The 17,471-nt window shown below is 43.6% G+C and carries 16 protein-coding genes; 11 read left to right on the top strand and 5 right to left on the bottom strand.

Annotated elements, in window-relative coordinates:
- Positions 1–87 precede the first annotated feature (87 nt).
- From FG24_RS03040 to FG24_RS03015, 7 genes are all read left to right on the top strand, one after another.
- On the top strand, positions 88–567 hold the full coding sequence (locus FG24_RS03040) for a shikimate kinase (RefSeq protein ID WP_051901406.1): 480 nt from the start codon (positions 88–90) through the stop codon (positions 565–567).
- A gap of 21 nt (positions 568–588) precedes the next feature.
- Positions 589–1,671, top strand: coding sequence for a 3-dehydroquinate synthase (gene aroB, locus FG24_RS03035; RefSeq protein ID WP_036300855.1), 1,083 nt, complete (start codon positions 589–591; stop codon positions 1,669–1,671).
- 145 nt (positions 1,672–1,816) lie between these two features.
- Entirely contained in the window at positions 1,817–2,941 is a 1,125-nt protein-coding gene (locus tag FG24_RS03030) for a deoxyguanosinetriphosphate triphosphohydrolase (protein WP_036300852.1), read from the top strand.
- A 434-nt stretch (positions 2,942–3,375) separates the two neighbouring features.
- Complete coding sequence (locus FG24_RS03025; RefSeq protein WP_036300849.1) at positions 3,376–4,578, top strand: porin; 1,203 nt, start codon at positions 3,376–3,378, stop codon at positions 4,576–4,578.
- A gap of 131 nt (positions 4,579–4,709) precedes the next feature.
- Positions 4,710–4,817 (top strand): ribbon-helix-helix domain-containing protein, encoded by a 108-nt coding sequence (locus FG24_RS12775; RefSeq protein ID WP_235189713.1) that lies wholly within the window; start codon positions 4,710–4,712, stop codon positions 4,815–4,817.
- Between the two features lie 153 nt (positions 4,818–4,970).
- A complete protein-coding gene (locus tag FG24_RS12665) occupies positions 4,971–5,249 on the top strand; it encodes a type II toxin-antitoxin system RelE/ParE family toxin (protein WP_152553389.1) in 279 nt (92 codons plus the stop codon).
- A 29-nt stretch (positions 5,250–5,278) separates the two neighbouring features.
- Positions 5,279–5,953: a DUF6445 family protein gene (locus tag FG24_RS03015; protein ID WP_036300847.1), complete on the top strand. Its 675-nt coding sequence runs from the start codon at positions 5,279–5,281 to the stop codon at positions 5,951–5,953.
- 237 nt (positions 5,954–6,190) lie between these two features.
- Here FG24_RS03015 and ntrC read toward each other — a convergent pair whose 3' ends face one another.
- The 4 genes from ntrC to glnA form a co-directional block, all read right to left on the bottom strand.
- Positions 6,191–7,588, bottom strand: a complete 1,398-nt coding sequence (gene ntrC, locus FG24_RS03010) for a nitrogen regulation protein NR(I) (RefSeq protein WP_036300844.1) — start codon at positions 7,586–7,588, stop codon at positions 6,191–6,193.
- Positions 7,589–7,693: 105 nt separating this feature from the next.
- Entirely contained in the window at positions 7,694–8,806 is a 1,113-nt protein-coding gene (gene glnL, locus FG24_RS03005; RefSeq protein ID WP_036300842.1) for a nitrogen regulation protein NR(II), read from the bottom strand.
- Positions 8,807–9,109: 303 nt separating this feature from the next.
- Positions 9,110–9,610, bottom strand: a complete 501-nt coding sequence (locus FG24_RS03000; RefSeq protein ID WP_036300839.1) for a DUF4124 domain-containing protein — start codon at positions 9,608–9,610, stop codon at positions 9,110–9,112.
- A gap of 210 nt (positions 9,611–9,820) precedes the next feature.
- Entirely contained in the window at positions 9,821–11,230 is a 1,410-nt protein-coding gene (gene glnA / locus FG24_RS02995; protein WP_036300837.1) for a type I glutamate--ammonia ligase, read from the bottom strand.
- A 328-nt stretch (positions 11,231–11,558) separates the two neighbouring features.
- On the opposite strand from glnA, the gene FG24_RS02990 reads away from it, so the two are divergent.
- From FG24_RS02990 to FG24_RS02975, 4 genes are all read left to right on the top strand, one after another.
- A complete protein-coding gene (locus FG24_RS02990; RefSeq protein WP_036300834.1) occupies positions 11,559–12,023 on the top strand; it encodes a rhodanese-like domain-containing protein in 465 nt (154 codons plus the stop codon).
- A gap of 3 nt (positions 12,024–12,026) precedes the next feature.
- Positions 12,027–12,860, top strand: a complete 834-nt coding sequence (aroE, locus tag FG24_RS02985; RefSeq protein ID WP_036300833.1) for a shikimate dehydrogenase — start codon at positions 12,027–12,029, stop codon at positions 12,858–12,860.
- On the top strand, positions 12,857–13,591 hold the full coding sequence (gene mtgA, locus FG24_RS02980) for a monofunctional biosynthetic peptidoglycan transglycosylase (protein ID WP_051901405.1): 735 nt from the start codon (positions 12,857–12,859) through the stop codon (positions 13,589–13,591). The genes aroE and mtgA overlap by 4 nt, the downstream gene beginning before the upstream one ends.
- 61 nt (positions 13,592–13,652) lie before the next feature.
- Positions 13,653–14,480 carry an HDOD domain-containing protein gene (locus FG24_RS02975; RefSeq protein WP_036300831.1) on the top strand — a complete coding sequence of 276 codons (828 nt, stop codon included), beginning with the start codon at positions 13,653–13,655 and terminating at the stop codon, positions 14,478–14,480.
- Between the two features lie 139 nt (positions 14,481–14,619).
- On the opposite strand, the gene uvrA is transcribed toward FG24_RS02975, so the two are convergent.
- Positions 14,620–17,433 (bottom strand): excinuclease ABC subunit UvrA, encoded by a 2,814-nt coding sequence (gene uvrA / locus FG24_RS02970; protein WP_036300829.1) that lies wholly within the window; start codon positions 17,431–17,433, stop codon positions 14,620–14,622.
- Between the last annotated feature and the right edge of the window lie 38 nt (positions 17,434–17,471).

Here is a 17,471-nt window from a genome sequence, read left to right as displayed (position 1 = left end):
TGCATAAACCTCTTACACTAAATAACAAAAATATTGCCAAGCAATAGGGGTGGTTTTTAATTGAATAATATCTATTTTATAGGCCTAATGGGTGCTGGTAAGACCACAATTGGTCGCATGCTATCCAAGCAGTTGGATAAAGAGTTTTATGATTCTGATGTTGAGATTGAACGTAAAACAGGCGTAAAAATCCCACTCATTTTTGAGTTGGAAGGGCAGGATGGGTTTCGTAAGCGCGAAAATTTGGTTATTGAAGAGCTATGCCAGTTGAATGATATTATTATGGCAACGGGTGGGGGCGCTGTCTTGATGCCGGAGAATCGGACTTTGTTAAAAAACAGCGGGAAGATTATATATCTGCGCGGCAAGGTAAATGATTTGTATCAACGTACGCGACATGACAAAACGCGGCCTTTACTACAAGGTGGCAACATGAAGCAGAAGTTAGAACGTCTATATATAGAGCGAGATCCTATCTATACCAGCTTGGCCGATTATATTGTAGATACTGGTGCACAATCTGCGCTGGAGATTACTAGTTACATTGAAGAGCTATTAAATAAGTAAATTGTGAAAAAGTAAATTGAGATGCAAACATTAAAAGTAGAATTAGCAAATAGAAGTTATCCCATTCACATTGGCCGTGGTCTCATCTCAAATGTAGAGTTGATATTGCTGTATTTAAAACGCAAGCATGTGGCGATTGTCACCAACACAACAGTCGCGCCACTGTATCTTGAGCAATTAAGTGGCGCATTAAAGGCGGCAGGCGTTACGGTGATTTCTATTGTATTGCCCGATGGTGAAGCCTATAAAAATAGTGAAACGCTTAACCTTATCTATGATGCTTTACTTCAAAATCGCTGTGAGCGCAGTACCACATTAATAGCGCTAGGCGGAGGTGTCATCGGTGATTTAACAGGCTATGCTGCCGCTACTTATTTGCGTGGTGTGCCATTTATACAAATTCCTACTACGTTACTGTCTCAGGTGGACTCTTCCGTAGGCGGTAAAACTGGTATAAATCATCCGCTTGGTAAAAATATGATTGGTGCTTTCTATCAGCCACAATTGGTGTTGGCTGATATTGATACATTACAAACTTTGCCACCACGCGAGTTCTCTGCTGGGATGGCAGAAGTCATTAAATACGGATTGATAAGAGATCCTGATTTTTTTGATTGGATAGAAGCAAATATTGAACAGTTGATGGCGCTTGATGAGTCTTCAATTAGTGAGGCTATTTACCGTTCATGCCAGAATAAGGCCGATGTAGTCGCGCGTGATGAGCATGAGACAGGTGAGCGAGCATTGTTGAACTTGGGCCACACTTTCGGGCATGCCATTGAAAATGCAATGGGGTATGGCGTTTGGCTACATGGTGAGGCTGTTGCTGCTGGCACGATGATGGCGGCAGACTTGTCTCAACGCATGGGCTGGCTAAGTCATGAAGATGTTAAGCGCGTTTATCAGTTATTAACTGCGGCCAAGCTACCTTTAGATGCGCCAAAGCTAGGTGTAGAAAAGTATTTGGATTTGATGCAGCTGGATAAAAAAGTAGCCGATGGGAAAATTAGGTTGGTGCTACAGCAGGCAATCGGTAAGTCTGTGATTACCAGTGACTATGATGAAGCAAAGTTAAAAGAAACCTTATCTCTTTCTGCTATTTAGGCATTGATTAGGCGTTTGTGCTGCAGGTTTGGCTGTGGATGCCACCAAGCTGTACTAATAGTTAAAAACTTATGGTTTAGACGATAATCTGCTGGAGTAATTAAGTTGCTTGCTAGAAACTGTTTACCTAAATTAAAGTGAAAATATGAATACACTTGCTCCCTACGCAGCTAATCCAGAACAATCAATAGGGCGACACTTTGATGAGCCTGGCTCCTCTACACGTAATGCATTCCAGCGCGACCGTGACCGAATTATTCATTCCACAGCTTTTCGTCGGCTGGAATATAAAACACAGGTGTTTGTTAATCATGAGGGTGATTTATTCCGCACCAGACTTACGCATAGCATAGAAGTTGCACAAATGGCGCGAGGCATTGCGCGTACATTACACCTGCATGAAGACCTGACAGAGGCGATTGCTTTAGCTCATGACCTAGGTCACACGCCATTTGGGCATGCTGGGCAAGATGCGCTTAATGAATGTATGCGTGAATTTGGTGGATTTGAACATAATCTGCAATCGTTACGAGTTGTCGACCAACTGGAGCAGCGCTACGCGGATTTTGATGGATTAAACCTTACATTTGAAGTACGTGAGGGCATACTCAAGCACTGTTCGATTAAGAATGCCAGACAGCTTGGGGATGTGGGAAAGCGTTTTATTGATAAAACCAGTCCAAGCCTAGAAGCGCAATTAACTAATTATGCGGATGAGATTGCTTACAACAATCACGATATTGACGACGGATTGCGGTCAGGTTTAATCAGCGTAGAGCAGCTATCGAAAGTCGAACTGTTCGCACAAAACTTAGCAGAGGTAAAAGCACGATATCCAAAGTTAGAGCAAAAACGGTTGATACATGAAACGATACGCCGAATGATTAATACGCTGGTTGTCGATTTATGCACACAGAGCGCGCAAAATATAGCGCAACATCAACCTACCAGCATTGACGATATTCGGAACTTACCTCAGTTGGTAGGATTCAGTCGCGATGTTGCTGAGCAGAACTTAAAGCTAAAACAGTTTTTACGTAAAAATCTATATCAGCATTATAAAGTTAATCGCATGAGCGCAAAGGCGGTAAGAATTGTACGCGAGCTGTTCGTATGCTTTTTCGAGAATATTGGATTGCTACCAAATGAGTTTCAGGCGTATGCGGAAATAGATAAAGCACGTGCGGTAGCCGATTATATTGCAGGAATGACCGATCGATTTGCCATAAGAGAGCATAGGAAGTTATTTACAGTAGAAGAGTATTTGTAATGGTGATCAATCATACATTTAAGTCTGAGAGCGTGGTGTAGGAGCGACACGCAGTCGCGATAAAAGCCTCACGGCTCGGTGTAATATTAATTTAATCAACCGCCCACAAAAATTTAATCGGGGATTTTCGCAATCAAGAATCGCTCCTACAAAATGTGGATGTTGCAAATTTACAACAAATGTAAGTAATTGTGACAAAAAAGCCAACTTTTAGTTGTAAGGCCAAATTTCTTTGTGCATACTACGCTCTACCTTCTTGGTGAATGCTACTTAAAGTAGTAAACGTTGAGAGAGTTTGCAAACTTTTACATTCGCCTTAGTGCTTTAGCACTTAGTAAGAATGGGAAAGCCAAATGCTGGCTTCCTTTCTATCTAGTTAAGGTGAGTTTAGTTAATCGAGTAATAAAAATAGTAATATTTTTTAGGAGATTTATATGAAAACAACAATTAAATTAGCAGTTGCTTCAGCTTTAGTAGCTGCAGCTTCAAGCGCACAAGCTGGTATCACAATCCCAGCTGGTGATTGGACATTGGACATCGGTGGTGTTGTAAACGCTTACTACACAACTTCAAAATTCAGTGGTGATACTGGTGCTGGTGCAAGTGCATTGGGTTTAGGTACAGACCAAAGCTCACGTAACAACATCACTACAGGTTTGTTACCAAACTACCTATCAGTATCTGGTAAAACACGTCAAAACGATTTAGATGTTGGTTTCACAATCAGCATCAACCCAGGTGCTTCAACATCAAACTCTGGTGTTCAATCAGCACAACAAGAAAACCGTCAAGCATTCTTGACATTCGGTGACAAATCATGGGGTTCTATCAAATTAGGTAAAGATTTAGGTATCTATGCTTCTGATGCTATCTTAAACGACATGACATTGTTAGGTGTTGGTGGTGGTGCTGGTTCATTATCTGGTAACACAACAACACTAGGCCGTATCGGTTCAGGTTTTATGTATGCTGACTGGAAATCACAAGTTGCTTACTCATCACCAAACTGGAATGGTTTTAGCTTCACAGTTGGTTTGACACAAGGTTGGAATGCAGTTGCAGCTGAGAGCTTAAACAGTGCTTCTGGTACTGAGCGTAGCGGTGCTCAATCAGCATACGAAGGTAAAGCTTCATATGAATGGGCTGGCGATGTAGCTGGTAAAGTTTGGGCTTCTGGTATTTCACAACGAGTGTCATTAACTGGCGCAGCTGGTGCTGACCGTGCTACTGCATTTGATATCGGTACTACTGTGAATGTAGCTGGTTTTGGTTTAACTGGCTACTACGGTCAAGGTGATGGTATTGGTCAAACATTCCAATTACGTAACGGTTTTGATGCAACTGGTAAATCACGTGATTCAGACCAATGGTACTTGCAAGGTACATACACACTTCCAGGTGTAGGTACTAAATTGGGTGTTTCATACGGTGAATCTACACTTGATGGTAACTCAACTGACACATTCAGCGAAGTTCAAGACTCAATGATCACTGTTGGTGCTTACCACCCATTGACAAAGCACTTGAACTTAGTTGCTGAGTACTCAGAGTCAGAGCGCGAATTAGACCGTCGTGCAAATACGACTTTAGATGCAAAAGAAAAAACTATCTCTTTAGGCGCTATCTTATTCTTCTAGGATAAGGCAGACGTAAGTCTGTGCAATTAGAGTAATAGCTAAAAACGGCAACTTCGGTTGCCGTTTTTTTTGTTTGATTTAGACTTATGGATATGGCAAATTTTGCCAAAAATAAAAGTGTGGAGTCAGACATGAGTACAATGAACATTTCACTGCCAGAACCGCTTAAAAAATTTATTGATGAACGTGTGGCAAATGCAGGTTATGGCACACATCTAGCGAGTATTTGCGAGCGCTAATACGAAAAGACCAAGATAAGAGTGTATATGCGTAGCTTGCTTTTAGATGGTGCAAGTGCGCCAGTCACTGGTGAAGCAGATGCACAATATTTCACTGGCTTGCGAAATAAAGTAAATAACTATTTAAAACAACAGTCAGCCGAATGAAAAGAATTGTTAGGCGCGACAATAGCCGATGCTAATATTTTAGTGCCGCTTGATGATTATATTGCCAATGCGCCAGAATATATGCACGCTTTTATTGACGATATTGAACAGACAATACTGCATATTCAACAATATCCTGCATCAGGCCTAACACGTTATGCGCTTGACTTGCGCGTTTGGTGTTGCAACAAGTATCCGTATCTCATCTTCTATATTGAAAATGTAACTCAAATGGAAATATGCCGGATATTGCTCTGTAAGCGCAATATTCCTACTATACTATAAGAAGAAAATTGATTGCTAAAGCGATAACTATGAATCTATATCCAGTAACCGTTATTTCTGACTTTTATGAAAACCCCGACGAAATACGTAAATATGCGTTAGCACAGAAATATACTTATCGTCATGAAATGAAAGAGGATGTTGGGTATGTATTTCCTGGTGGACGTACTAAAGAATTGCGTGAGTTAAGTCAGTCTCTGTATGAGAAAGTATGCAAGAAGCTGATTAGTGTTTTTCATATTGCAGATCATGATGTAATGCAGTGGAAAATCAATACTAGCTTTCAAATTGTAGGGGCTGAATATGGCTCTGGTTTAATTCACCAAGATCAAAACACAGTATTTGCAGGAGTTCTATATTTAACCCCTGATGCACCCTTAGATGCAGGAACATCTTTGTTTAAGAAAAATTCTTCATATAATGAGGAGCGATACTGGAAGACAATTAAAGAAAATGACGAGCACTTTCAGAATAAGGCGCCCATAGATTTTAGCTATCATAGTATGTTTGATGAGGTGGTGAGGGTTAATAATGTATATAACACTTTAATTCTGTTTGAAGGTGATATCCACCATTGTGCTAATCAGTTCTTTGGTGATACCAATAAAAATGCACGATTAGCGCAGGTATTTTTTATCACAAAGATTGACGCAAATAAGCAAAGCTCATTTCCAATGTTGCGGGTTAAAAATCAGGCGCTTTAATAGTTTAAAAGTACAACAGGCACTCCGTTTGCTAAGTGCTGAAGTGCTTGCAAAGTCGTATGTAGGAGCGATCTGTGATTGATAAATAACTGTTGGATATTAACGGAAGCTTCAAAAAAAACAAATGTCGCATCGGTTTGATGAGCTTTATCGCGACAGCGTCTCGTTCCTACATTTTAATTGATTGTTATGTTTGGTTTCGCGCAAAATTACATATCAATACGAGAATAGCGCTGCTTATTCTTCTATCCCTAGCTCCTGGATCTTTCTAGTTAGCGTGTTACGTCCCATTCCTAATTGGTTGGCAGCTTCAATTCTTCGTCCATGTGTATGTTCTAGTGCTTTTTCAATTAATATCCGTTCAAAAATCTGAGTGCGGGTTTCTAATACGTTTTGCTCGCCACGGTTGAGTGCATCCATTACTTCTACAGCGAGAGCTTCTTGCCAAGAGTCGTTAGTGCTTGATTTGTTGCCGTCTTGTTTTAGTTCTGGAGGTAAGTCTGCAATGTCAATATTCTGTCCAGGCGCCATTACAGTTAGCCAGTGGCATACGTTTTCTAGCTGACGAACGTTTCCGCTCCAATTCACCGCGCTTAGGTATTTAAGTGCGGCAACTGAGGGTTGTTTTGCTTCAACACCAAGCTCAGTAGCGCTGTGTTGTAGGAAGTGCTTGATGAGTAGTGGGATGTCTTCGCGACGTTCACGTAGTGCTGGTAAGCGTAGACGAATCACATTGAGGCGGTGAAATAAGTCCTCACGGAATAAACCATTTTTAACGCGTTCTTCTAAGTCTTGGTGGGTGGCGGCAATAATCCTCACATTGACTTTAATCGGTTGGTGGCCACCTACACGATAAAATTGCCCATCACTGAGCACACGCAATAAGCGAGTTTGTAAGTCAGCTGGCATATCACCAATTTCGTCTAGAAACAATGTGCCGGTGTCTGCTTGCTCAAAACGACCGCGTCGTCCAGCAGCTGCGCCAGTAAACGCACCGCGCTCATGTCCAAATAATTCTGATTCTAATAAGTCTTTTGGAATGGCGGCTGTGTTAATGGCAATGAACGGTTTATCTGCACGTGGGCTATGACGGTGCAATGCGCGTGCTACAAGCTCTTTACCACTACCAGATTCGCCGTTGATCAATACAGTGGCGTGTGAGCGGCTTAGGCGGCCAATCGCTCTGAATACCTCCTGCATGGATGGGGCTTGGCCAATGATTTCAGGTGTATCTTCAGCGACTGAGTTAAAACCGTTTTCTGAGGCTTGTCTTGTACTCTCTTCTACCGCACGTTTAATAATGTCGATGGCTTGGTCAACATCAAAAGGTTTGGCAAGGTATTCAAAAGCGCCGCCTTGGAAGGCAGCAACTGCGCTTTCAAGGTCAGAGTAAGCTGTCATGATAATGACCGGAATGTCGGGGTGTCTGCGTTTCATTTCGCTGAGTAGGTCTAAGCCAGACCCGTTCGGCATGCGAATGTCGCTCACAACAACTTGAGGTTGTTCATGATCTAAGGCATTGAGTGCATCAACAACCGAAGAGAATGTCTTGAACTCTAAGTCCGTACGGGCTAATGCCTTTTCAAAGACCCAGCGAATTGATTTGTCGTCGTCAATAATCCAAATTGGTTTCATATGCTTCTCTTTTATCTATCATGCTTACGTTATGCAAGTTGTTGTTTTTATATTCAATGGTTTGTATTGCTACACATATGGAGCTAGGATTGGCTCAATGATAATTTACTGCATTTTTATCGCTTGAGTAATAGGTGTAGCCGGTTTGATCGCTGTCGTTTCAATCGGTAGCAATATCGTAAAGCGTGTATTTCCTGGTGCGCTCTCACATTCAATCATGCCATGATGTTGTGTCACAAAGGTCTGAGCAAGTGTTAAGCCTAAGCCTGTGCCGCCCTCGCTACCTGATACTAAGGGGTAAAAAATGCGGTCGCGGATATCAGCAGGAATGCCTGGGCCATTGTCGATAATCTCTAGTTTAATCGCAACTCGATAGCGTTTTCTAGCGAGTGTCACTTGTCGTTCAGCACGAGTCTTAAACGTGATTTGGCTGTTGGGTGTTTTGTTAGCTTGCATTGCCTGTACTGCATTACGTGCGATGTTTAATACGGCCTGAATAAGCTTTTCACGGTCACCTATTAGCTCTGGCAGGCTTAAATCGTAATCACGCTTAATAAGTATGCTACGAGGTGATTCTGCTAATAGTAAGCTGCGGACGCGCTCTAAGACTTCGTGTATGTTGGTTGGCTGATATTTTGGCACGCGGTGTGGAATCAAAAGTCTGTCCATCAGTGCTTGTAATCTGTCAGCCTCTTTGATGATGACTTGGGTGTACTCGCGGAGGCTAGGGGATGGAAGCTCGTGTTCTAGCAGTTGTGCCGCGCCGCGGAGGCCGCCAAGGGGGTTGCGAATTTCATGTGCTAAGTTACGTAATAGTTCCGCATTAGCTTGTTGCTGAATCAGCATGCGCTCTTCGCGGGCTATTCTTAACTGGGCATCCATTGGTTGGAATTCTAGTATTAGATTTGCCACGGCTGACTCTATGGGGGTCACGGTGCAAGTGACGGCAAATGAGTTGTGTCTATGCGTGCTGATAGTGAACTCATGCTCGCGGAATGGACTCTGCTCTTTAATGGCATTGTTCACTGCTAGCATTAATATTTCACAGTCTGGAAATACTTCATTGATGTGTTGGCCAATAATCTGAGTTGCGCTAAAGGCAAATATAATTTCGGCGCCAGGGTTAACGTAAGCAACGCGGCAGTCATCATCTAGCAGGATGATTGCTGTTGCTAAATGCTCTAGTCCAGCAAAGTGGTCTGGCGTTGGTTGAACCATAATAGTGCTTCACTCGTCATTTTATCGATTGACTTACTTTAAGCAAAAGGTAGACCAGCTTTTGCTCGCTACATGAATAAATCTGTAAAACATGGTGTAAACATCAGTGGTCAAATTTAACCCGTTGAATATCAATGTTAAAATTTATTGGTGTGGTCGGGTGTGTTGAGTAAATTAATCATAGAAATAAATTAATGACGATTTACCAATGCATTAAGTATAGCAGTATTAGAAAATAAAAAAGCCAACATTGCACCATTTAGGTGCGGTGTTGACAATGTGAAATGCTTGAGTGGTGTAAGTTTAGTGTAATGAATCTAACTCTTTTTGCAAAAGTTCAATATTCTTTTTGTGGTTATCTACTGTTGCCTGTAGGGCGTTCATTTTTTCTTCAAACTTTGGAACGTTTCTAAATGTTTTTCCAGATGCCGTTTTGTAAACCTCAGGGTTAGACTCACCTTCTGCATAGGCTTTTTTAGCATCTTCCAGTGCGGCCTTTTCAGCCTCTAGTTCGTTTTGTAAAATCTCTCTGCGTTTGCCATCACGTTGATTCTGTGTGTTGGCGTCTACTCTTGGAAAGCTCTCTGGCGTTGGTGTGCGCTTCGCAGTGGTGGGACTTGCTGATTTAGATCGCTCACTTGAGACAGCGCTTGCATCTGGGTCGAGCTCAAGGCGGGTCGAACCTTTGCTTTTGATGTTGGAGTAAGTCACTCTTCCGTCAGCATCTACACGCTTATAAATTTCAGCAAATGCATGGCTTGAGAGCGTAATGGCAATCAGTGATAAAAATAAGTGTTTTTTCATGAGGTGAGTTTATTAGAGTTAATTAAATAAGGCAACATCGATTATGCTTGGCGGTGGTGTTGCTAAGTGATTAGTTAACGATTGCTTACTGAATTACGTTGACGTTGATGCCGGTATACGAGTAATGATTAGTGCAGGTGTTGCATATGCGCCGCCAATTAAAAAGGGCGAATAAATCGCCCTTTTTAACAGTATTAAACTAACAACACATTAGCAAGAGTAGTACAAGCCAAACTCAGCTGGGTGTGGTGTCATACGCACTTTGTTTACTTCTTCCATTTTCAATGCAATGTAAGCATCGATCCAGTCATCAGTAAATACGCCACCTTTAGTTAAGAACTCACGGTCAGCATCTAGTGCTTCAAGTGCTTGTTCTAATGAAGCGCAAACTGTTGGGATCTTAGCATCTTCTTCTGGTGGAAGATGGTACAAGTCTTTAGTTGCAGCTTCACCTGGGTGAATCTTGTTTTGCACGCCATCTAAACCAGCCATTAGCAATGCAGAGAATGCTAGGTATGGGTTAGCGATTGGATCTGGGAAGCGCGCTTCAACACGGCGACCTTTGTCAGAATGCACAAATGGGATACGGATAGAAGCAGAACGGTTTTTAGCTGAGTAAGCTAATTTAACTGGTGCTTCGAAGTGTGGTACTAAACGTTTGTATGAGTTAGTACCTGGGTTTGTAATCGCGTTTAATGCACGAGCGTGTTTGATGATACCGCCGATGTAGTAAAGTGCGAACTCGCTCAAACCAGCGTAGCCGTTACCTGCGAACAAGTTTTTGCCATCTTTCCAAACTGATTGGTGAACGTGCATGCCTGAACCGTTATCGCCAGCAAATGGTTTTGGCATGAATGTAGCAGTTTTGCCGTAAGCGTGTGCTGTGTTCAAGATTACGTATTTTTGGATTTGAGTCCAGTCAGCACGTTGTGTCAATGTGCTGAATTTTGTACCGATTTCACATTGGCCAGCTGTTGCAACTTCGTGGTGATGCACTTCAACTGGCACGCCTAGTTGTTCTAATGTAGTACACATTGCTGAACGGATGTCGTGTAGTGAATCGACTGGTGGCACTGGGAAGTAGCCGCCTTTAACACCTGGGCGGTGACCTGTGTTGCCGCCTTCAAATTTCTCGTTTGATGACCAAGCACCTTCTTCAGAGTTGATGCGTACTGAGCTGCCGTTCATTGAAACATCCCATTGGATGCTGTCAAAAATGAAGAACTCTGGCTCTGGACCAAAGTAAGCTGTGTCGCCTAAGCCACTTGATTTTAAGTATGCTTCAGCACGTTTTGCCAAGCTACGTGGGTCGCGGTCGTAACCTTTGCCATCTGTAGGGTCTACAACGTCACAAGTTAATACTAATGTTGGCTCGTCGAAGAATGGGTCGATAAATGCAGTGCTTGCGTCAGGCATCAATTGCATGTCAGATGCTTGAATGCCTTTCCAGCCAGCGATAGAAGAACCGTCAAAAGCGTGGCCTTCTGTAAATTTGTCTTCATTAAAGTGTGACACTGGCACTGTTACGTGTTGCTCTTTGCCGCGTGTATCAGTAAAGCGAAAATCAACAAATTTAATGTCGTTATCGATTACCAATTTCATTACATTTTCCACTGACATTAGAATCTCCTATGGTGGTGTGGGTTAAAATAAAACAAGTAAAAATTCAACTCATAAGATTAGCAGGAAACGTGCCAATCTGGATAGCAGTAAACGCTTGAATCTTAGAGGGTAAATTAAGATAGTCTTGCATTTATGCACCAGTTTGATGCATTTTGTGGTTTTACGCACAAAATAGGTGCAAATGAGTGTTGGTGACGTGGTTTGTCTCAACAGGTTTAAGCATAATCTTAAAGATGGTTTATTATAATTCGAACGGCAGTAATGGTGTTAAGAAAAAGGTGTTAACAGGTTGTTTTTGGACGTGTAATTTAAGGATAAATGCATCATGAGTGATATACAGGAAATTTTAGCGCTTGCAGAAAAGCGTGCGATTGAAAAGCGTTTGCCATACGCTGGGGCGCTGACGCCACAAGAGGCTTATGAGCTTTTGCAAGCTAATGCAGGGGCGCAGTTGGTCGATGTGCGCACCAAGGCAGAACTGGAGTTGGTTGGCCGCGTCCCGTTTGCGCTACACGTTGAGTGGGCATTTTACCCTGGGATGGTTGCTAATCCTGATTTTGCAGCGCAATTAGAGGCGCAGCTTAGTCTGAAAAATGTGGATAAAAATGCGCCTATTATGTTTTTATGTCGAACAGGAGGGCGCTCTCACAATGCCGCTTTGGTTGCTGAGTCTTTAGGTTATCTACACGCTTATAACGTGCTTGAGGGATTTGAAGGCGATGCTAACGAGCAAAAGCAGCGTACGCTTATCAATGGTTGGAAACATAGTGGCTTGCCTTGGACTAACTAATCAATGACCTATCATGACGTTGAACCATTAAACGGTGTTGACCGCTATGCAGTAGTGGGTAACCCGATTGCACATAGTAAATCCCCATTCATTCACGAGGCCTTTGCTCAGCAGACTGGGCAGGCCATGACTTATGAGCGTGTTCTTGCGCCAGTTGATGGTTTTGATGCCACAGTCAAAGCGCTAATCAAGCAAGGTTATAAGGGCTTGAATGTCACAGTGCCATTTAAGTTTGAGGCATATAAGATTTGCGATAGCTTAAGCGCTCGCGCGCAGAGCTCTGGTGCCGGTGCCGTGAATACGCTCATCAATACCAATGGGAAAGTCCATGGTGATAATACGGATGGTGCTGGACTGCGACGGGATATTGAGCAAAACTTAGGATTCTCGATTGAGAATAAAGACATTCTTATTTTAGGTGCAGGTGGCGCTGCGCATGGTGTTTTAAACTCGCTAGTAGGTGCCAAGCAGATTACGATTGCTAATCGTAATTTAGATAAGGCATTACAATTGGCAACGTCTATTTCGAATGGAAGTGCTTGCCCGTTTGAGTCTCTAGAAAGGCCGTATGACTTAATCATCAATGCTACATCTGCTGGTTTGACTGATAGCGCGTTGCCAATTTCAGATGCAATATTCTCAAAAAATACATTGGCATATGACATGATGTATGGTCGAGAAACGCCTTTTATGGCACAAGCGCGACGTAATGGTGCGCAGGTGGCGGATGGTTTAGGTATGTTGGTTGAGCAAGCTGCTGAGGCGTTTTATTTGTGGCGCGGTGTGCATCCTGACACTCAACCTGTGATGGATAAGATTAGGGCGATTGCAATATGATTGATTGGTTGATGAATAGTAAACCTAATGCATCGGCTCTGAGTGTAGGTGGGTATTTAGAGCGCGCTGCGGTGCTTTTTGTTGCTTTTGTGCTGTTGTATCAGGTGTGGATATTTTTGCATATTTGCTGGTGGATTAAATTCAACCCTTCTTCTAGTGCTTTTATGGAAGACCGCTTGGAGATTATTCAAGAGAAGCGGCCTGAAGCTGAGCTCAAACATAAGTGGGTAGATTATGAAAGAATATCGAATAATCTTAAGCGTGCGGTGATTGCTTCAGAGGATGCAAAGTTTCTGGATCATGAGGGCTTTGATTGGGATGGTATCCAAAAAGCATATGAGAAAAACCTGAAAAAAGGCAAGATTGTGGCGGGTGGTTCGACCATTAGCCAGCAGTTAGCAAAGAACTTGTTTTTATCGACGAAGAGAACACCTTGGCGTAAAGGGCAAGAGGCGATTATTACAATCATGCTAGAAAAGACCATGTCTAAGCGCCGTATTCTAGAAATTTACCTGAATGTGATTGAGTGGGGGAATGGTGTGTTTGGGGCAGAGGCCGCGGCAAGGCATTATTACAAAACCAGTGCAGCGCGCTTAAGTAAGGGGCAAGCGGCAAGGCTGGCAGCGATGATTCCTAATCCACGCTTTTATGATAAGCACCAGTACACGCGTTACCTTAGTAGGCGCACAGGCACGATACAGGCAAGAATGCATATGGTGCCAGTTCCATAGATAATTGTTTGATCACGGTCTTGATTCAGTTGAGTCAGTCGTTAATGGTGAGAGAGGATGTATGAAGCCAATAGAGGATTTTTTTAATTCGATTGTTAGCTTACCTAGCTTGCCTAAGGTGGTGCAAGATGTGATGCGTATGCTCAACAGCGATGATGTTGATATTCATATGCTGGCCAGCACGATTGAGCAAGACGCGGTAATTGCTGCCAAAGTGCTGAAAATGGCGAATTCGTCTTTTTATGGCGTCACGCGCGCGGTTAAAAATATAGACGATGCAGTTGCGATTCTTGGGTTGGCTAAAATCCGCTCTTTGGTCGTTGCGTGCGGTGTTACGGGCGTTATTGCTAATGTGCTTGGCTTGGATTTAAAAAGATTCTGGTGTCATAGTTTGGTTGCTGCGAGTATTAGTCGTGAAATCGCGAAGCAATTAGGTAAAGATGCTGAGGTTTCATATCTAGCAGGGTTGTTGCATAACATTGGTGATTTATTGATTCACTTGGTGTTTCCAGTGACCTCGGCTGAAGTGGATGCTTTGTGTGCTGATGTAAGTGCAGAGGCGCGGCAGGCCGTAGAGCGTGAGGTGATAGGCTTGGATCATTGTCAGATCGGTGAGGAGCTTGCGATTCGGTGGAGCTTTCCGCAGGAAATTGCTCGTGCGCTACGCTATTATGCAACACCTATGGACAAAAGTGCATGTGAGATATCGCCGGTAGTTTATGCGGCAGTACATATTGCACAAGGGTTAGAGCGGGGAAATGCTGCGGGCAGCATTGCTGATAGCCTTGATGCCGACATTATGTCGCGCTTGAATGTCAGTGGAGAAGAGTGGCTTGTCTCAATTGAGCGTTATCGTAGTTTTCTAGCAGAGGCAAACGCGATGATTTAGTGGTTTTAGGCTAAGCAGGTATTGCTAGATCTTGGGTGCTTTTAACCATTAGAGGTCATTCAGTTCTTAAGTATAAATACTGATTAGCCTGCACTATTTAGCATGCACTAGCAGGCATGCTAATCAGTATTTTCGTGTACTAAAGCATTAACTTTAGGTATTTAGCCGTATAGCTGACGTTATTTTTTGCGACTTCTTCGGGTGTACCTTCGGCAATCACCATGCCACCGCCATCACCGCCTTCTGGTCCCATGTCTACAATCCAGTCTGCAGTTTTAATCACGTCCAGATTATGTTCAATAATCACAATGGTGTTCCCTGCGTCGCGCAAGCGGTGGATAACATCTAGTAATAGTTGAATGTCAGCAAAGTGTAACCCTGTCGTTGGTTCATCCAGTATATAAAGCGTACGGCCCGTATCGCGTTTGCTTAGCTCGAGCGCAAGCTTAACGCGTTGTGCCTCGCCGCCAGATAGCGTTGTCGCACTTTGGCCCAGCGTAATGTAGCCTAAGCCTACGTCTAGCAAGGTTTGCAGTTTTCTTGAGATCACAGGCTGCGCACTGAAGAAAGCGTGTGCCTGCTCTACGGTCATCCCTAAAATTTCATGGATGTTTTTACCTTTGAACTGAATTTCCAGTGTTTCACGGTTATAACGTTGGCCTTTACATACGTCACATGGCACGTAAACGTCAGGTAAGAAGTGCATTTCAACACGAAGCACGCCATCGCCTTGGCACGCTTCGCAGCGGCCGCCTTTCACGTTAAATGAGTAACGACCAGGGCCGTAGCCGCGCGCACGGCTTTCTGGTACGCCTGCAAATAAGTCGCGTATAGGTGTAAATAACCCAGTGTAGGTGGCAGGGTTAGAGCGTGGCGTGCGACCAATCGGGCTTTGGTCTACATCGACCACTTTATCAAAAAATGCTAAGCCGTCAATTTCGCCGTAAGGTGCTGGCTCTGTGCTGCTGCCGTATAAGTGCTGTGCAACGATGCGATATAGCGTGTCGTTAATTAGCGTGGATTTTCCGCTACCAGAAACACCTGTAATGCAGCTTAGTAAGCCAACAGGTAGTTTTAGGGTTACGTCCTTCAAGTTGTTGCCAGTTGCGTTGCTCATTTTGAGCCAGCGTTCTGGGTCTGGTGCTGTACGTTTTTTGTTATAGGTGATTTGGCGTTTGCCGCTTAAATACTCACCAGTAAGCGAATTTACATTCTCTTTAATTTCTGTAGGTGTACCTTCGGCCACAATGCGCCCGCCATGCTCACCAGCGCCAGGGCCGATATCAACGACATAGTCTGCCGCCATAATCGCGTCTTGGTCGTGCTCTACTACGATGACGCTGTTGCCAATGTCACGTAGACGTTTGAGCGTGTCGAGTAAGCGGTCGTTATCACGTTGGTGCAAGCCAATTGACGGTTCATCTAGCACATACATGACGCCGGTTAATCCACTGCCAATTTGTGATGCGAGTCTAATACGTTGTGCTTCACCGCCAGAGAGGGTTTCCGCTGAGCGTGACAGTGATAGATACTCAAGCCCAACGTTAGTGAGAAATTTTAGGCGGTTGCTGATTTCTTTAACAATTTTGTCTGCAATTGCTAGTTTTGCACCTGTTAACTCAAGCGTATCGAAGAAGGAGAGTGCTAACTTTAGTGGCACTTGGCATACTTCGTGGATATTTTTGTTACCAACTTTTACGTGGCGCGCTTCTTTGCGCAAGCGTGTACCAGTGCAGTCTGGGCAGCTTTGTGAGTTGAGGTATTTGGCTAGCTCTTCACGCACGGTTTGTGAGTCAGTTTCGTGATAGCGACGTTGTAAGTTATTTAAAATGCCCTCAAACGTATGGTTTTTTTGATAAAACACACCGCGTTCGTTTAAGTATTTAAACGCAATTTCTTCTTTACCACTACCGTTAAGCAATATCTTTTGAATGGGCTCAGGCAGTTGCTCAAAAGTCGTGTCTAAATCAAATTGATAATGAGCCGCCAAACTTGCCAGCATCTGGAAATAGAATTGGTTGCGTTTGTCCCAGCCTTTGATTGCGCCTGCCGCTAACGATAAATGCGGGAAAGCAACCACACGCTTAGGGTCAAAGAAATTGATATTGCCTAAGCCATCACAAGTTGGACATGCGCCCATTGGATTGTTGAAAGAGAATAGGCGCGGCTCTAATTCTGCAAGTGAGTAATCACATAGCGGGCATGAAAACTTGGCAGAGAACAGGTGTTCTTTATCGGTGTCCATTTCCACAGCAATCGCTTTGCCTTCGGCTAAACGCAATGCCGTTTCAAAAGACTCTGCAATTCGTTGCTTCATATCCGCTTTGACTTTGATACGGTCAACCACGACATCGACATTATGTTTAGTGGTTTTGGCTAATTGCGGCAGCGCGTCCACTTCGTAGATTTTTCCATCTACACGTAATCTTACAAAGCCTTGTGCTTTCAGTTCTTCAAATAAGTCAATTTGCTCACCTTTGCGGTTAGAAACCACTGGCGCCAATATCATTAGCTTGGTGTCTTCAGGCAGTGCAAGCACGCTATCTACCATTTGGCTGACGGTTTGTGCTTCTAGCTTGTTGCCATGTTCTGGGCATTCTGGGTCACCAGCACGTGCGTATAAAAGGCGCAGGTAATCATGGATTTCAGTCACAGTGCCAACCGTGGAGCGCGGGTTGTGTGAGGTTGATTTTTGTTCAATAGAAATGGCGGGTGATAAGCCTTCAATCAAGTCGACATCGGGTTTATCCATGCGCGCCAGAAATTGGCGCGCGTAAGCAGAAAGTGATTCAACATAACGGCGCTGGCCTTCTGCATACAAAGTATCAAAAGCCAGCGAAGATTTGCCCGAGCCAGATAAGCCGGTAATCACAACCAGTTGATTACGTGGAATATCTAGTGAAATATTCTTTAAATTGTGCGTGCGCGCACCGCGAATACGAATTAAATCCATATAGCTAAATCCATTGTACTTTGTACTTACCTGAGCTT

Origin of the sequence: Methylotenera sp. L2L1 (genome assembly GCF_000744605.1) — a bacterium.
In the GTDB taxonomy this organism is placed as follows: Bacteria; Pseudomonadota; Gammaproteobacteria; order Burkholderiales; family Methylophilaceae; genus Methylotenera.
Note: the sequence above shows the minus strand (reverse complement) of the source record. Positions and strands in the feature narration are given on the sequence as shown.

Excerpts from the sequence above, each read along its gene's own strand:
- aroE (WP_036300833.1), top strand. The coding sequence starts at position 12,027 with ATGACCTATCATGACGTTGAACCATTAAACGGTGTTGACCGCTATGCA.
- aroB (WP_036300855.1), top strand. The coding sequence starts at position 589 with ATGCAAACATTAAAAGTAGAATTAGCAAATAGAAGTTATCCCATTCAC.
- FG24_RS02990 (WP_036300834.1), top strand. The coding sequence starts at position 11,559 with ATGAGTGATATACAGGAAATTTTAGCGCTTGCAGAAAAGCGTGCGATT.
- mtgA (WP_051901405.1), top strand. The coding sequence starts at position 12,857 with ATGATTGATTGGTTGATGAATAGTAAACCTAATGCATCGGCTCTGAGT.
- FG24_RS02975 (WP_036300831.1), top strand. The coding sequence starts at position 13,653 with ATGAAGCCAATAGAGGATTTTTTTAATTCGATTGTTAGCTTACCTAGC.
- glnL (WP_036300842.1), bottom strand. The coding sequence starts at position 8,806 with ATGGTTCAACCAACGCCAGACCACTTTGCTGGACTAGAGCATTTAGCA.
- glnA (WP_036300837.1), bottom strand. The coding sequence starts at position 11,230 with ATGTCAGTGGAAAATGTAATGAAATTGGTAATCGATAACGACATTAAA.
- FG24_RS03015 (WP_036300847.1), top strand. The coding sequence starts at position 5,279 with ATGAATCTATATCCAGTAACCGTTATTTCTGACTTTTATGAAAACCCC.
- FG24_RS03000 (WP_036300839.1), bottom strand. The coding sequence starts at position 9,610 with ATGAAAAAACACTTATTTTTATCACTGATTGCCATTACGCTCTCAAGC.
- FG24_RS03040 (WP_051901406.1), top strand. The coding sequence starts at position 88 with ATGGGTGCTGGTAAGACCACAATTGGTCGCATGCTATCCAAGCAGTTG.
- ntrC (WP_036300844.1), bottom strand. The coding sequence starts at position 7,588 with ATGAAACCAATTTGGATTATTGACGACGACAAATCAATTCGCTGGGTC.
- uvrA (WP_036300829.1), bottom strand. The coding sequence starts at position 17,433 with ATGGATTTAATTCGTATTCGCGGTGCGCGCACGCACAATTTAAAGAAT.
- FG24_RS03025 (WP_036300849.1), top strand. The coding sequence starts at position 3,376 with ATGAAAACAACAATTAAATTAGCAGTTGCTTCAGCTTTAGTAGCTGCA.
- FG24_RS03030 (WP_036300852.1), top strand. The coding sequence starts at position 1,817 with ATGAATACACTTGCTCCCTACGCAGCTAATCCAGAACAATCAATAGGG.
- FG24_RS12775 (WP_235189713.1), top strand. The coding sequence starts at position 4,710 with ATGAGTACAATGAACATTTCACTGCCAGAACCGCTTAAAAAATTTATT.